Source organism: Rhodanobacter sp. GW835-FHT13D09 (assembly GCF_058793995.1).
Genome location: NZ_JBXAGL010000002.1, coordinates 158140 through 173616, shown reverse-complemented (window position 1 = coordinate 173616; position 15477 = coordinate 158140). Strand labels below are relative to the sequence as shown.

Genomic DNA, 15477 nt, shown 5'->3' with positions numbered 1-15477 from the left:
CTTCATTGAAGCGGGGGGGGGGTTCGACCATTGTCGCCTTGCTTGCCCATCCGCCGCCGCGCGACGATGTCGCGATTCACCGGCGGAGAGCGGCATGAACGCGAGACAGGACGGCTGGATGGCGCGCGCGGCATTGCGCAGTGCGGCGTGGGCGGAGCGCTGGTTTCCGGACGCGTGGGTGTTTGCGGCGCTGGGTGTGGTGGTGGTGGCGCTGGCGGCGCTCGCCTTCGGCGCTGCGCCGACCGCGACGGTCAATGCGTTCGGCGGCGGCTTCTGGAGTCTGATCCCGTTCACCATGCAGATGGCGTTCGTGGTGATCGGCGGCTACGTGCTGGCCACCGCGCCGGTGGTGGCGCGCTTCATCGACGTGCTGGCGCGGGCGCCGCGCACGGGGCGCGGCGCGATCGTATACATCGCGCTGGTCAGCATGCTGGCCTCGCTGCTTTCCTGGGGCTTCTCGCTGGTGTTCGGCGGGCTGCTGGTGCGCGCGCTGGCGCGGCGCAGCGACCTGCGCATGGATTACCGCGCTGCCGGCGCCGCGGCGTATCTCGGCCTCGGCGCGATCTGGGCGATGGGCCTGTCCTCGTCGGCGGCGCAGCTGCAGGCGAACCCGGCCAGCATGCCGCCGGGGCTGCTGGCGATCACCGGTGTGCTGCCCTTCAGCCAGACCATCTTCCTGTGGCAGTCGATCGTGCTGACCGCCATCCTGATCGTGGTGTCGCTGCTGGTGTGCTGGTACACCGCGCCGTCGGACGCCAACGCGCGCACCTCGCGCGACTTCGACGTGGGCGACGCCCCGACGCCGGCGCTGCCACCGCGCACGCGACCGGGCGAGTGGCTGGAATACAGCCCGCTGCTGGCACTGGCGATCGGCCTGCTGGGCCTGGGCTGGCTCGGCCACGAGTTCGCCAGCAAGCCGGCGGTCACGGCGATCGCCAACCTCAACACCTACAACTTCCTGTTCCTCACCCTGGGTATCCTGCTGCACTGGCGGCCGCGCAGCTTCCTCGACGCGGTGCACCGCGCGGTACCGAGCACGGCCGGCGTGCTGATCCAGTTTCCGCTCTATGGCGGCATCGCCGCCCTGCTTACCCACGTGCCGGGCGCCGACGGCGCCACCCTCGCGCACCGGCTGTCGAACCTGTTCGTGCACGTCGCCGGCACCGAGAGCTTCCCCGCGGTGATGGGCGCGTACTCGGCGATCCTCGGCTTCTTCGTGCCGTCCGGCGGCGGCAAGTGGCTGGTCGAGGCGCCTTACGTGATGCAGGCGGCGAACGACCTGCACGTGCACCTGGGCTGGGCAGTGCAGGTGTACAACGCGGCCGAGGCGCTGCCGAACCTGATCAACCCGTTCTGGATGCTGCCGCTGCTCGGCGTGCTGGGCCTGAAGGCGCGCGACGTGGTCGGCTACACCTTCATGCAGCTGGTGGTGCACGTGCCGCTGGTGCTGGGCATGCTGTGGCTGCTGGGGCTGACGCTGAACTACATACCGCCGGTGATGCCCTGAACCATCCGTAGGAGCGCAGCGCGGGGGGCGCCGCAGCCGCAAAGCCTGGCGTGCCGCCCGTGCCCTGGTCCGGCGTCGGGACGCTGCAGCCGGTGGACACCAGCCGGCGTCCCGCCCATGCAGCACCACCCCACACATCGGCAGTCCGCGTCCGGCGCCCTGTTCCGGCCACGCGTGGCCAGGCTTTGCTACGCTTGCGGGCATGAACTACGCCATCGCCCCGCCCGCCACCCCCAGCCTGCCGATCACCGGTTCCGACCAGCGCTTCCCGATCCGCCGGGTGTTCTGCATCGGCCGCAACTACGCCGAGCACGCGCGCGAGATGGGCGCCACGGTGGACCAGTCCGCGCCGATGTTCTTCTGCAAGCCGGCCGACGCGGTGGTCGCCGATGGCGCCGACGTGCCCTACCCGCAGGCCACCGCCGACCTGCATCACGAGGTGGAGATGGTGGTGGCGCTGGGTGCCGGCGGCCGCGACCTCGCCCCGGACGCAGCTGCCGCCCTGGTCTGGGGTTATGGCGTGGGGCTGGACCTGACCCGTCGCGACCTGCAGGCGCAGGCCAAGGCGAAGGGCCACCCGTGGGACGTGGCCAAAGGCTTCGACCATTCCGCCCCGGTTTCCGCGCTGCGCCCGGCCAGTGAGGTGGCAGTGGACGGGCAGACCGTGCTGCGGCTCAGCGTGAACGGCGAACTGCGCCAGCAGGCCACGCTGGGCGAGATGGTGCACGACGTGCCGCACATCCTGGCGGCGCTGTCCACGCTGTTCGAGCTGAAAGCCGGCGACCTGGTCTTCACCGGCACCCCGGCCGGCGTGGCCGCGCTGCGGCGCGGCGACCGCTTCCACGCCGAACTGGTGGGCGTGGCGGAACTGGACGGGCACATCGTCTGAGAACCTGTTCCCGATCCGGGACTTCCACGCGACCTTCATCTGTGCGCGCCTACGTTGTCGCATTAGAGTTGCACCGCCATCCGGCCCAACCCGAGGGGAGTAGACGCAGCATGAGCATGATCAGCGAGTTCAAGGCCTTTGCCATGCGTGGCAACGTCATCGACCTGGCCGTCGGCGTGGTCATCGGTGGCGCGTTCGGCAAGATCGTCACTTCCCTGGTCGACCAGATCATCATGCCGCCGATCGGCTGGCTCACCGGCGGCATCGACTTCTCCTCCATGAAGTGGGTGCTCAAGCCCGGCGACGACAGCGACCCGAAGCACAAGATCGCCGAGGTGGCGGTCCAGTACGGCGCCTTCATCAACACCCTGATCCAGTTCATCATCATCGCGTTCGCGATCTTCATGATGGTCAAGGCGATCAACAAGCTCAGCCGCAAGCAGGAAGCGGCACCCGCCGCCCCGCCGGCCGACGTGGTGTTGCTGACCGAGATCCGCGACCTGCTGAAGAACAAGCCATAGCGAACAAGACTATGGCTGCGTAGGGCGGGCACGGCCCGCCGGCTCTTTGGTATGGCCAAGCGAGAGCGGCGGGCACTGCCCGCCCTACGAAGCGGCTCCTCGCCACCGTGACTTCTAGCCTAAGCGGCAACCGGCAACCACGCCATAATCGGGGTTTCCCACGCGGAGTCCCCCGATGCGCCGTCTGTCCCTTACCTTGCTCGCCGCCAGCCTGCTGGCCAGCGGCATCGCCAGCGCCACCACCACGATTCCCGCCACAGCCGTAAAGACGGCCGAACTGCTGCGCGACAAGGCGCTGCACGACGACACTGCGTACGAGGTCACCGCCTCGCTGACCACCGAGGTCGGCGCCCGCCTGGCCGGCAGCCCGAACGACCAGCGTGCGCGCGACTGGGCCGTGGCGAAGTTCAAGGAACTCGGCTATGACAAGGTCTACACCGAGGCGGTGACCTACCCGCTGTGGGAACGCCGCAGCGAGCACGCCGCGATCGTGGCACCGTTCCCGCAGCCGTTGACGCTGACCGCGCTGGGCTATTCGGCCGGCACGCCGAAGGGCGGGCTGACCGCCGAGGTGGTGAAGTTCGACACGCTGGAGGCGCTGAAGGCGGCCGACCCGGCCAGCATCAAGGGCAGGATCGTCTACGTCGGCTACCGCATGGAGCGCGCGAAGGACGGTCACGGCTACGGCATGGGTTCGGCCGTGCGCACGATGGGCGCCGTGATCGCCCAGGCCAAGGGCGCTGCCGCCTACCTGCTGCGCTCGGCCGGCACCGATGCGCACCAGCGCGCCGCGCATACCGGCGTCGCCGGCTTCCGCGACCCGGCCAAGGCGATCCCCGCCGCCGCACTGACCAACCCCGACGCCGACCAGCTCGAACGCGTGCTGGCCTACGGCAAGCCGGTCACCTTGAAGCTCGACCTCGACTGCGGCGTGGTCGGCGAATACACCGGCGCCAACGTGATCGGCGAGATCACCGGCCGCAAGCACCCCGACCAGGTGGTGGCGATCGGCGGCCACCTCGACTCGTGGGACCCGGGCACCGGCGCGATCGACGACGGCGCCGGCGTGGCGATCGCGATGGCGGCCGGCAAGCTGATCCGCGACCTGCCGCAGCGGCCGGACCGCACGATCCGGGTGATCGCGTTCGCGAACGAGGAGATGGGCCTGTGGGGCGGCCGCGCCTACGCCGAGAAACACGCCGCCGAGGTGGCGAAGTTCCAGCTCGGCACCGAGTCCGACTTCGGCGCCGGCAGGATCTGGCGCATGAGCGCAAGCGTGAAGCCCGAGGCGCGCGACGCCATCGGCCAGATCGCCAGGGTGCTGGAACCGGTCGGCGTGGCCTACGATGCCGGCAAGCCCGGCGGCGGCGGTTCGGACCTGTCGCAGATGCACGCCAAGGGCATGGCGGCGCTGTCGCTGACCCAGGACGGCACGAAGTACTTCGACTGGCACCACACCCCGAACGACACGCTGGACAAGATCGATCCCGCCGAGCTGGCGCAGAACGTGGCGGTCTACGCCGCGTTCTCATACATGGCCGCCCAGGCCAACGGCGACTTCGGTTCCGCGCCGGGCGCATTCGCCAAGGACGGCGCCGGCGAGTAGATCGCTGCCTTGCTTCCTCCCCTGCAAGCAGGAGAGGGCCGTGACCGAAGGGAATCCCTTTTGGGAGGGTGGGGTCGCTCTTCAGGCAGATCAAAGATCAAAGGCGAACCCCCTCCCCAACCCTCCCCCTGCCTTGCAGGGGGAGGGAGTACGGGTGATGTTCACTTCGCGTAGTACTGCCCGGATCCCACCAGCGCATCCGGCACGCAGAACGTCTCCGACCGCACGGCGACAGCCAGCACCAGGACGATCTTTTTCCAGGACATGCGCGGGGGCTGCTCGATCTTCGCGCCACGCGCGGTGGCGATGCGGGTTCGGCGTGGTCGGATACCGCAGGGCTGATGACGATGCACCAAGTCCGTTGCAACGCATGCAGCGTCTTCGAGTTGACCCACCGCGAGACACGACCGTCGTCACTATGCCGCGAATTCCGCCGCACGCGCCCCCGACCCATGCACTGGCCGGCGCCGCCGCAGGCGCGCGTCACGGCGTGCCGTCGCCCTGCTCCAGCGCCTGCAGGTTGTCCTTGATCCGGCCGATCACCGCCAGCGCCTGCTGCAGCTCGTCGTGGCCGATGCCGCGGGTGGCGTCCTTGCGCAGCTCGCGCGCGATCAGCTCCATGTCGCCCACGATCACGCGCGCCTGCTCGGTGACGTACAGCCGCCAGGCGCGGCGGTCCTTCGGGTCGGGCCGGCGCTCGACGAAGCCGGCCGCCTGCAGCCGGTCGATCACCCGGCCCACCGCGATCGGTTCCATTTCCAAAAATTCGGCCAGCTCGGTTTGCCGCAGGCCCTCGCGGTGGTACAACACCTTGGTCGCACGCCACTGCGCGCGGGTCAGGCCGAATTTCACCGCGCGCCGGTCGAAATGCTTGCGGAACAGCAAGGTCACGTCGCTGAGCAGGTAGCCGAAGGAAACGTCTTCCGTTTTCGCCATGGTCCGTTGCCACCCCGCCGCGCCCGAATGCCTGCCCGAAGCATAAGCCAAGCCGTCAGCTCCCGCGAAGCCATGCCCATCCAGATCATCAGCGCCGACATCACCCGCCTGTCCGTGGACGCCATCGTCAACGCGGCCAACCCCAGCCTGCTCGGCGGCGGCGGGGTGGACGGCGCGATCCACCGCGCGGCCGGGCCGGCCCTGCTGCGCGCCTGCCGCGCACTCCCCGAATCCGCCCCCGGCGTGCGCTGCCACACCGGCGAGGTGCGCATCACGCCCGGCTTCGCACTGCCCGCCCGCTGGGTGATCCATACGGTGGGGCCGGTCTGGCGCGGCGGCGACGACGACGAGGCCGAACTGCTGGCGCGTTGCCACCGCAATGCGCTGCACCTGCTGCGCGAACGCCGGCTGCACACGATTGCTTTTCCGGCGATCAGCTGCGGCGTCTACGGCTACCCCGCCGGGCAGGCCGCCGCGGTGGCCACGGCCACGCTGCGTGACGAGCTGGCCCGCGACGACGGCATCGAGGTGACGCTGTGCTGCTTCAGCGACGCCATGCGCGCGGTGTTCCAGCAGGCGCTGGCGCCGTAGGGCGGGCACCGCCCGCCGCCCCCCGAGCGCGCCGGCAAAAGCCGGCGGGCAATGCCCGCCCCACGGCGCGAGCCGTTCAATGCAGCTTGAACGGATACAGCGGCGGCAGCCCGGAGTTTCCTTCGGTCGCATCCACGGCACGCCAGGCGAAGCCGTCCTTGAACGCTTTCGCCAGGTTCGCACCAACGTCGGGTGCCGGCGTGCCGGCGTAGTGGCGCTGCTGCAGGACGGCGATCGCCGCGCGTTGCGCGGCATCGCCCAGCGCCGCCGACAACTCGCCGAGGTGCTGGATCGCCGGCCGTTCCGCACGGGCCCAGGCCAGCAGGGTGCGCACCTGCGCGGCCGCATCGCCGCCGCGCGCCGCGGCGAGGAAGGCCAGCTGGCAGCTGCGCGCCGAAGTGCGCGCTGCGACCGGCGGCGCCGCCGACGACGCACGCCGGCGGCGCTGCCACAGCCACCAGGCCAGTGCGCTGAGCAGCCACAGGCCGAGGCTGGCCAGCGCAATCCGGCGCCATGGCGTGGCGGCAGGCGCCGCCGGGCTGGATGTGGCGGCGCCGCCCACCGCTTCGGCCAGTGCGGACGGCACGGCGGCAGCCGCCGCACCGATCGCCGGCAGCACGGTGATGCTGTGCGCGGGGATCTGCGCCACCTCCGGCTTGTCGGTCAGCACGTTCCACCACTTCAGCGTGGTGGCGGGAATGGTCAGCGTGCCGACATGCTCGGGTACGATCGCGAACGACTGCTGGCGCCGCCCGATGATCCACTGACCGTCCTGGCGGTTGCCGGTGACCGGCTTGTCCGGATACACGGTGGCGCCGTCCAGCGGCGGCAGGCTCAGCGCCGGCAGCGCCTCGTACGACAGGCCGGTGGCCTCGAGATTCATGGTGAGGTTGAGCGGCTGGCCAACCCGCGGCGACGCGCCCTGCGTGGTCGGCCAGCCGTCAAGGCTCAAGCTCAGCCGGCGTGCCGGCAACCAGGCGCTGGCGCCCCAGCCGGCCGGCGCCGGCTTCACCTCGATGGTCTGCGCCGGCGCGCTGGCGCTGACCGGTACGGTGGCGCCGAAGAAGCTGTTCGGGTCGGCCGGATCGGCCGTCTCGCCCTGGAAATCCACCGGCGGGATCTCGATCCTGCCGGCGTGCTGGGGGATCAGCGCATAGCGCTGTTCCAGCACGTGGTAGCTACGCCCACCGCGCTCGGCGTCGTAGTTCAGGCCCTTGCCGAGCGCGCTGACTTCCACGCCGTCGACCTGCGGCGGCGACGGCGCGTCGCCGCCGATGCGGTTGGCGTAGTACAGGCGCACCACGTAGGTCAGCTGCTGGCCGACGTAGCCGTGCGCCGGCTCGACCTGCGATTCCATGAAGACGTCGCGCTGCGTGGCGGCGGCCGCGGCCGTGTCCGGCGCCGTCACGGTGAGTTGCAGTGCTGCGGTGCGGCCGCCGGCCACGCTCAGCGCGGGGATCTGCAGTACGCCGACATGGCGCGGGCGCAGCGCCACGCCGAAGGTCAGCTCAGCGCTGGCCCGGCCGTTGACCACGCTGAGGCTGCTGTTCTGCGAGGTGCCGAGCAACTGGAAATCCTGGCTCAGCGCGCGCAGGTCGGGCGCGGCGGCGCCGGTGTCGCCCTCCACCCGCACGTTCAGCGTCACCGTCTCGCCCAGCTGCACGTGGTCGCGATCCAGCGTGGCGGTCACCTCGGCGGCACCGGCCAGCACCGGAACCAGCGCCAGCATCAGCAGGCACCCATGCACGACATGTCGGAACTTCACGGCTGTTGATCCTCGCTCGGCGCGCCGCCGTGGCGCTGCTGGTATTCCAGTTCGAACTTGCGCCGCAGCAGGGCACCGGGATCGTCCGGCACGCGCTGCAGGGCGTGGCGCAGGTCGGCCGGCAGCTTCGCCTGCAGGTCGTCCTTGGCCGGTGCGCCGAGCTGATGCCCAGCCTGGCGCTCGCCCGGCTTGGCCAGCGCCGCATCCATCTGCTGCTTCAGCGCCTGCCGCGCCTGTTCCGCCTCCGCCCGCTGCTCGGCCTGCTGCTGCGCGGTCTGCGGCTTGGGCTGACCGGCGGCGCCCGGCCCTGATTTGCCCTGCGGCGACTCGTTTTTGCCGGATGGGTCCTGCGCTTGCGACTTGCCGTTCTGGCCCGACTGGCCGGACGGCTCGGCATCATCCGAGGCGGACGACGGGTTCTTCGCATCCTGCTTGCCGGTCTTGCCCTGTTCGCCCGGCGACGACTGGTTTTTCTTGCCGTCGCGGCCTTCGTGTTCCTTCGGGTCCGACGGCTGCTGTTGCTGCCGGCGCAGCCAGTCCTCGACCGCCTGGCGGTTCGCCTTGGCGTCGGCGTTGGCCGGATCGAGTTGCAACGCATGGTCGTAGGCCGCGAGCGCCTTCTGGTACGCGCCCTGCTTCGCCAGCGTGTTGCCGAGGTTGTACGCCGCGTCGCTGCCGGGCGCCTGTGGCAAGGCCTGCGCCGCGGCGGCGTAGTCGCCGGCGCGATACGCCGCCACGCCGCGCCAGGCCGGATCGCGCGCGAGCTGCTGCGCCCGCTTCGCATCGCCCGCACGCAAGGCCTGCGCGGCCTGCTGGTCGGGGCGCTGCCACAGATCGTGCCAGCTCGTCGCCGCCGCCGTGCCCGGCCACAGCGGCAGCACGGCCAGCGGCAGCAACAACAGCCAGCCGCGGCGGAACGCCAGCGCCACCAGCGGCAACAACGGCAGCAGCAGCCACGCGCCGCGATCCTGCCAGGCATCGCCGACCTGTCCGTCCGCCAAGGTGGCCTTCGCGCTGCGCAGTTGCGCATGCAGCGCATCGACGTCGCGCTGGTCCGCGCTCATCGCCGCGTAGCGGCCGCCGCCGGCTACGGCCAGCGCGGTGAGCGCCGCATCGTCGCGGCGGGCCAGCAGCACGCCGCCCTGCGCATCGCGCAGGAAGCCGCCGTCGGGCAACGGCACCGGGCCGCCCTGCGGCGTGCCCACGCCCAGCACCGATACCTGCACGCCCGCAGCGTTCGCCTTGCGTGCGGCGGCATCGGCGGCGGCATCGGCCTGGTCGGTGATCAGTACCAGCGAACCGCCGCCGGCCTTGCCATCGCGGATCAATGCCACGCCGCGTTCGATCGCCGCCGCCGCGTTGTCGCCGTCCACCGGCATGGTGTCCGGCGCCATCGCGTCGAGCAGGTCGTCGAGGCTGCGCGCATCGGAGGTCAGCGGCGCCACCACGAACGCCTCGCCGGCGTAGCCGATCAGCGCGTTGAGCCCGTCCTGGTTGGCGCGCAGCAGGTCGCGCGCCTTGTAACGCGCGCGATCGAGCCGGCTCGGCGCCACGTCACGCGCCAGCATGTGCTGCGACAGCGAGATCGCCACCACCTGCGCTGCGCGGCTCGCATACAGCGGCTGCTCGACGCGGCTCCAGGTCGGCCCGGCCAGGGCCAGCGCGCACAGCGTCCAGCCCAGCGCGAACAGCCACAGCGGCAGGCTGCGGTTGCCGGCGCGCCCGTACAGCAGGTGCGGCAGCAGTTCGGCGTCGACCAGCCGCGACAGTTCCACCTGCGCCACGTTGCGGTGCACGCCGAACCAGCCCAGCAGCGGCAACAGCAGCAGTGCGGCCAGCCACCACGGCCGCAGGAAATGGAATTGCTGCAGCAGCGCGCTCATGCGGGCAACTCCCGCGCGCGCGCGAAGCGGCGCGGCACGATCACCAGCAACAGCAACGCGACCGCGGCCAGCAACGGCCAGCGGAACAGTTCGTGCCGCGGTCGCAGGCTGGGGCCGTGCTGCGGCATCGGTTCCAGCGCGTCGATCGCACGATACGCATCGGCCAGCTCGCCGCTGTCGGTGGCACGGAAGAAGCGTCCACCGGTCTCGTTGGCGATGCCGGTGAGCATGTCCGCATCCAGGTCGGCCGAGGGGTTGACCAGCTGGCTGCCGAAGAAACCGGGGATGCGCATGCGCGTGGCGCCGATGCCGATGGTGTAGATGCGCACGCCGGCCGCCTTCGCCGCGCGCGCCGCGTCGCGCGGCGCGATGCTGCCGGCGTTGTTGACGCCGTCGGTGAGCAGCACCAGCACGCGCGCCTGCTCGGGCAGCGCCGCCAGTCGCTTCACCGCCACCGCGATCGCGTCGCCGATCGCCGTTTCGGTGCCGGCCAGTCCCACCGCCGCGCCCTGCAGCTGTGCGCGCACTGCCGACAGGTCGTAGGTCAGCGGCGTCACCAGGAAAGCCTGGCTGCCGAACATGACCAGGCCCATCTCGTCACCGCTGCGGCGATCGATGAAATCGCCGGCGATCGCCTCCACCGCGCCGAAGCGGCTGACCGGTTGCCCGGCCAGTTGCATGTCCTCGGTGCGCATGCTGCCGGACAGGTCCACCGCCAGCATCAGCGCGCGGCCGCTGCGCTGCCGCGTTTGCGGCGGCCCGACCCATTGCGGCCGCGCCGCCGCGGCCAGCAGGCACAGCCAGGCCAGTGCCAGCAGCCACGGCGTGGCGCCACGCGCACGGTGGCCGGCAACGGCAGCCAGCCGCACGCCCGGCTGCGGCAAGTGCAGCGCCTGTCCCGGCGCGGCCGGTCGCAGCCAGCGACGCAGCAGCCACGGCAATGGCAGCAGCACGATCACCCAGGGCCAGGCGAATTCAGGCATCGGCGTGCTCCGTCGCGGCCGGCTTCCAGTGCGCCGGTTGCAACGCCAGTTGCAGCCAGGCCCTGGCAGCCGCTACGCTGGCTGCACGATCGAACGGTGCGGATGGCCGATACATCCGCTGCTCCAGCGCCAGCAGTTGCTGCAGCGTGGCCGCATCGACCGGTACCCGCGCCAGCGTCTGCCGCCACGCATCGCCGCGTTGCCGCACCGCCTGCGCATCATGACGGCGCGCCACGCGACGCAGCAGCTGGTGCAGCGCGCCGGCCAGCGCGGCCGCGTCGTCATCGTGCGGGTGTTGCCCGGCGATCCGCTCGAGCTCGTCCAGCACCTGGCGACGCTGGCGCCATGCACGGTGCCGGCGTCGCCACCAGTCGATGCAGAGCAGCGACAGCATCAAAAGCAGCGCCGCCAGGACCCACCAGCCAGGCGCCGGCGGCCACCAGGACGGCGCTGGCGGCAGATGGATGTCGCGCAGCTGCGGGCCGGGCGATGGCGCGGGCGGCAGCGTCATCGCGTTGCCCTCCGCACGCCGAGCAGACCGCTGACCGCATCGAACGCATCGGCCGCGGTGTCGATGCTGTTCCAGCGCAGGCCCAGCGATTGCGCCAGTTCGCCCAGCCGCGCCGCGCCGGCACCCAGCGCCCGCTGGAAATCGCCGCGCTGGCGTGCGGACTGCAGCAGCACTTCGCAGCGCTCACCGGCATGTTCCAGCGGATAGCGCCCGGGCGGCGCCGGCGCCAGTTCCAGCGCATCGGCCACCACCAGCACGCTGACCCCGGCATGCCGGCCGAGATCGAGCAGGCGCTGCCGCGCCGCGGCGTCGCAGCTGAAGCCGTCGCTGACCAGCAACACGCGGCTGGCGCCGTGCAGTACGCGGCCGGCGCGCGCCAGCGCATCGGACAACGGCTCGACCCGGCCGGACACCGGCTGCGCGTCCCATTCGGCCAGCGCACCACACACCGCCAGCGCGCCGCGCGGCCCGGCCTGCGGTCGCAGCAACGGGTCGGCGTGGCCGAAGGCCATCACGCCGACCCGTTCGCCGGCCCGCACGGCGTACCACGCGGCGGCCGCGGCAGCCCGCGCCGCCTGCACCGACTTGAAGCGCACGCGGGTGCCGAAATGCATGCTGGCATGGGTGTCGAGCAGGATCAGCAGGCAGCCTTCGCGGTCCTCCTGGAACAGTTTGGTATGCAGCTTGCCGCTGCGCGCGGTGAGCCGCCAGTCGAGCCGGCGCACGTCGTCGCCGGCCTGGTAGACGCGCGACTCGGCGTAGTCCATGCCGCGGCCGTACAGACGGCTGGACTGCTGGCCGCTGCGTGCGGCGCGGCTGAGCAGTGGCGCCAGGCGCACGCGGCCGACCCGTGCGCGCAGCGCGATCAGCTCGGCCAGAGCAACCCGGCTGCGACCGTCGCCACCCGCGGGATGTGACGCGACGGCATTCACGGCAACGGCACGAGGTCCAGCAGGCGATCGACCACCTGGTCCGGCCGCACGCCTTCGGCTTCCGCCTCGTAGCTGAGCAGCACGCGATGGCGCAGCACTTCGTGGGCGATCGCGTGCACGTCTTCCGGCAATACGTAATCGCGTCCTGCCAGCCATGCCTGCGCACGCGAACAGCGGTCCAGCGCGATGGTGGCGCGCGGGCTGCCGCCCCAGGCGATCCAGCGCTTCAGCTCCGGCCCGTAGCGGCCCGCATCGCGGGTGGCCAGCACCAGTTGGGTCAGGTATTCCTCCAGCGCCGGCGCCATGTGCACCGCCATCGCCGCATCGCGCGCGGCAAACACGTCGGCCTGGCTCAGCAGGGCCGGCGATGCCGCGACCGGATGAGCACGGCGACTGGCCTGTTCGCGTGCGAGCCTGAGGATGGCCAGTTCGGCGGCGGCATCCGGGTAACCGATCGTCACATGCATCAGGAAACGGTCGAGCTGGGCCTCCGGCAGGGTGAACGTGCCTTCCTGCTCGATCGGGTTCTGCGTCGCCATCACCATGAACAGTTCGGGCAACTGCCAGGTGCGGCGGCCGACGGTGATCTGCTGCTCGGCCATCGCCTCGAGCAGCGCCGACTGCACCTTGGCCGGGGCGCGGTTGATCTCGTCGGCCAGGATGATGTTGTGGAACAGCGGGCCGCGCTCGAACTCGAAGCTGCCCGACTGCGGGCGGAACACGTCGGTGCCGGTGAGGTCGGCCGGCAGCAGGTCGGGGGTGAACTGCACGCGGTGGAAATCCGCCTCGATCCGCGCCGCCAGCGCCTTCACCGCGGTGGTCTTGGCCAGGCCGGGTGCCCCTTCGACCAGCAGGTGGCCATCGGCGAGCAGGGCCACCAGCAGGCAGTCGATCAGGTGCGGCTGGCCGATGATGCATTGCTGCAGGTCGCCGCGCAGTTGCGCGAACGACTGCTGCAGGCGGTTCGGCGGGTTGGTTTCGGGCATGTCCATGAACGGTTCCGTACGTGGCGTGGCAACGGCGTGGCCCGGCCTGCAGAGCAGTCAGGCGCGGGGCCGGGCGGCGTGCTACAGACCATCGCCGGCGCCGGAAGTTTAGTCCGGCCGGCAACGCCCCGCCGGATGACGCAAAAAAAAAGGCGGCCGAAGCCGCCTCTTTCGCTGCATGTGCGCGGGGCCTATTGCAACGAGGCGCTGAGGATGCGCGGCGTCACGAAGATCAGCAGCTCGGCCTTGGTGTTCGTCCGCGAGGTCTTGCGGAACAGCACGCCGACGCCGGGGATGTCGCCCAGGCCGGGCACCTTGGTCATCGTGTTGGCCTTGTTGATCTCGTAGATGCCGCCCAGCACCACCGTCTGCCCGTTGTCGACCAGCACCGAAGTGTTGATCTCGCGGGTGTCGATGGTCGGGATCTTGCCGCTGCCCGGTGCGTCGACGTAGCCGGCGAGCGCGTCCTTCTTGACGTTGATCATCAGGTAGACGCGGTTGTCGGCGGTGATCGTCGGGGTCACCTTCAGCTCCAGCACGGCATCCTTGAACTGCACCGTGGCGGTACCGCTGCCGGCGCCGCCGCCGGCACTGTTCTGGAACGTGACGTAGCCGATTTCCTGGCCCTGGCGGATCACCGCCTCCTGCTGGTTCGCGGTGATCACCCGCGGGCTGGAGATCACCTCGCCGCGACCCTCGGTCTGCGCGGCGGAGAGCTCCAGGTCGATCGCGTAGTTGGCGCCGAGGATGGCCAGGCCGAAGGTTCCGGCGGCCGGGGCGACCGGCAGGTTCACGTTGAGCCCGGCGTTGGTCACGTTGCCGCCACCGAGGCCGGTGGTCAGGGCCGGCGTCGCCGCGGCGGCATTCTGGAACTGGGTGTTGTTCACCCGGCCGGTGACGCCGAACTTGGTGCCCAGTTCGCGGGTGAAGTCGTCGGAGGCGACCACGATGCGCGACTCGATCAGCACCTGCTGCACCGGCTTGTCCAGCACGGCGATCAGCTCACGCAGCTGCTTGATCTTTTCCGGCGTGTCGTTGAGCAGCAGCGTATTGGTGCGCGTGTCGAACGACACGCTGCCACGCGGCGACAGGAAGCCGCGCTGGGTACTGCTGCTGTTGCCGCCGCCGGCGCCGCCACCACCCTGCATGCTGCCGCTGGTCAGCAGCTTGGCGATGTCCGCCGCCTTGCCGTAGCTGATCGGCACGTAGTCGGTGAGCAGTTCCGCGGTGTCCTGCGCCTTGAGCTTGGCATCGGCCACGTCCTGCTCGTACTTGGCCAGCTCGGCCTGCGGCGCGACCCACACCACGTTGCCGTTGCGGCGCTTGTCCAGGTTCTTGGCACGCAGGATCACGTCCAGCGCCTGATCCCATGGCACGTTGACCAGGCGCAGCGTGACGCTGCCGCCGACGCTGTCGGAAGCAACCAGGTTGAGGCCCGAGATATCGGCGATCAGCTGCAACGCCGAACGCACCGGGATGTCCTGGAAGTTGAAGGTGACGCGCTTGCCGTTGTAGTTCGGCTCCTGGGTGAGCCGGGCCATGCGGTCGGCCGGCTTGTCTTCGGCCTTCTTCGGCGCGACTTCCACCACATACTGGTTGGCGGTCTGGTAGGCGGAGGTCTCGACGTTGCCCTTGACCGCGATTTCCATGCGCGCGCCACCACCGGCGCCGGCGCGGGTGACGATGGACTGCACCGGCGTGGCGAAGTCCAGTGTATCCAGGCGCTGGGCCAGGTTGGCCGGCAGGTTCGCATGGTCGATGGTGACCAGTACCTTGTCACCCTTGCGGACCATGTCGGCATTCGCGCCGCTGCCGCTGAAGTCGATCAGCACGCGGCCTTCGCCGTTCGGACCGCGACGGAAGTCGATGTTGGAGATGGCCGGGCCATTCGAGGCCGAAGGCAATGCCTTGGTCGGATCGATCGTGGCCGCGGTGGTGACGGACTGGTTCGCGCTGCCGTTGTCGACGGTCAGCACCAGGCTGTTGCCGTCGACCCGCGAGCGGTAGCTCGACTCGCGCATCAGTTCGACCACAACGCGGGTGCGGCCGCCGGCCGACACCGCGGACACGCCGGAGGTCGAGCCCTTGCCGATGTCCAGATGCCGTGGCGCCGCATTGTCGGTGTCGGGGAAATCGACGGCGATGCGCGGCGGATTGCTGGTGGTGAAGATCTTCGGCTGCGGCACCGGACCGCCGCCGAAGTCCAGGCGCAACGCGACGCTGCCGCCGGGCAGGGCGTCGTAGCTGATGTTCTTCAGCGTGGTGGTGGCAGCCATCGCAACGCTGGCCCAGGCGGCGCTCACGATCAGCAGGCACATCGACATGTAGCGGCTTGCATGGCGCATGACACGGCCCCGGACGGATTGG

At 70.7% G+C, this 15477-nt stretch carries 13 protein-coding genes; 5 read left to right on the top strand and 8 right to left on the bottom strand.

What is annotated here, in order from left to right; translation table 11 throughout:
• The first annotated feature begins 118 nt into the window (after positions 1 to 118).
• The 4 genes from AC1Q5A_RS03620 (at position 119) to AC1Q5A_RS03605 (ending at position 4523) form a co-directional block, all read left to right on the top strand.
• Positions 119 to 1507 carry a short-chain fatty acid transporter gene (locus tag AC1Q5A_RS03620; RefSeq protein WP_492699044.1) on the top strand — a complete coding sequence of 463 codons (1389 nt, stop codon included), beginning with the start codon at positions 119 to 121 and terminating at the stop codon, positions 1505 to 1507.
• A gap of 202 nt (positions 1508 to 1709) precedes the next feature.
• On the top strand, positions 1710 to 2396 hold the full coding sequence (locus AC1Q5A_RS03615; RefSeq protein ID WP_492698397.1) for a fumarylacetoacetate hydrolase family protein: 687 nt from the start codon (positions 1710 to 1712) through the stop codon (positions 2394 to 2396).
• A 110-nt stretch (positions 2397 to 2506) separates the two neighbouring features.
• Positions 2507 to 2917, top strand: a complete 411-nt coding sequence (gene mscL, locus AC1Q5A_RS03610) for a large-conductance mechanosensitive channel protein MscL (protein WP_492698396.1) — start codon at positions 2507 to 2509, stop codon at positions 2915 to 2917.
• A gap of 175 nt (positions 2918 to 3092) precedes the next feature.
• Positions 3093 to 4523, top strand: coding sequence for a M20/M25/M40 family metallo-hydrolase (locus tag AC1Q5A_RS03605; RefSeq protein WP_492698394.1), 1431 nt, complete (start codon positions 3093 to 3095; stop codon positions 4521 to 4523).
• 483 nt (positions 4524 to 5006) lie between these two features.
• Here the strand turns inward: AC1Q5A_RS03605 and AC1Q5A_RS03600 are convergent, their stop codons facing one another.
• Entirely contained in the window at positions 5007 to 5459 is a 453-nt protein-coding gene (locus AC1Q5A_RS03600; RefSeq protein ID WP_492698392.1) for a MarR family winged helix-turn-helix transcriptional regulator, read from the bottom strand.
• A 72-nt stretch (positions 5460 to 5531) separates the two neighbouring features.
• On the opposite strand from AC1Q5A_RS03600, the gene AC1Q5A_RS03595 reads away from it, so the two are divergent.
• Complete coding sequence (locus tag AC1Q5A_RS03595) at positions 5532 to 6050, top strand: O-acetyl-ADP-ribose deacetylase (protein WP_492698390.1); 519 nt, start codon at positions 5532 to 5534, stop codon at positions 6048 to 6050.
• Positions 6051 to 6126: 76 nt separating this feature from the next.
• On the opposite strand, the gene AC1Q5A_RS03590 is transcribed toward AC1Q5A_RS03595, so the two are convergent.
• From AC1Q5A_RS03590 to AC1Q5A_RS03560, 7 genes are all read right to left on the bottom strand, one after another.
• The gene (locus AC1Q5A_RS03590) at positions 6127 to 7815 is read right to left on the bottom strand and encodes a BatD family protein (protein ID WP_492698388.1); all 1689 of its coding nucleotides are present in this window, start codon (positions 7813 to 7815) and stop codon (positions 6127 to 6129) included.
• Entirely contained in the window at positions 7812 to 9698 is a 1887-nt protein-coding gene (locus AC1Q5A_RS03585; protein ID WP_492698386.1) for a VWA domain-containing protein, read from the bottom strand. The genes AC1Q5A_RS03590 and AC1Q5A_RS03585 overlap by 4 nt, the downstream gene beginning before the upstream one ends.
• Positions 9695 to 10681, bottom strand: a complete 987-nt coding sequence (locus AC1Q5A_RS03580; RefSeq protein WP_492698384.1) for a VWA domain-containing protein — start codon at positions 10679 to 10681, stop codon at positions 9695 to 9697. The genes AC1Q5A_RS03585 and AC1Q5A_RS03580 overlap by 4 nt, the downstream gene beginning before the upstream one ends.
• The gene (locus AC1Q5A_RS03575; protein WP_492698383.1) at positions 10674 to 11192 is read right to left on the bottom strand and encodes a DUF4381 family protein; all 519 of its coding nucleotides are present in this window, start codon (positions 11190 to 11192) and stop codon (positions 10674 to 10676) included. The genes AC1Q5A_RS03580 and AC1Q5A_RS03575 overlap by 8 nt, the downstream gene beginning before the upstream one ends.
• On the bottom strand, positions 11189 to 12124 hold the full coding sequence (locus AC1Q5A_RS03570; RefSeq protein ID WP_492698381.1) for a DUF58 domain-containing protein: 936 nt from the start codon (positions 12122 to 12124) through the stop codon (positions 11189 to 11191). The genes AC1Q5A_RS03575 and AC1Q5A_RS03570 overlap by 4 nt, the downstream gene beginning before the upstream one ends.
• Entirely contained in the window at positions 12121 to 13116 is a 996-nt protein-coding gene (locus AC1Q5A_RS03565; RefSeq protein WP_492698379.1) for an AAA family ATPase, read from the bottom strand. The genes AC1Q5A_RS03570 and AC1Q5A_RS03565 overlap by 4 nt, the downstream gene beginning before the upstream one ends.
• 185 nt (positions 13117 to 13301) lie before the next feature.
• Entirely contained in the window at positions 13302 to 15455 is a 2154-nt protein-coding gene (locus tag AC1Q5A_RS03560) for a type IV pilus secretin PilQ (protein WP_492698377.1), read from the bottom strand.
• Positions 15456 to 15477 lie beyond the last annotated feature (22 nt).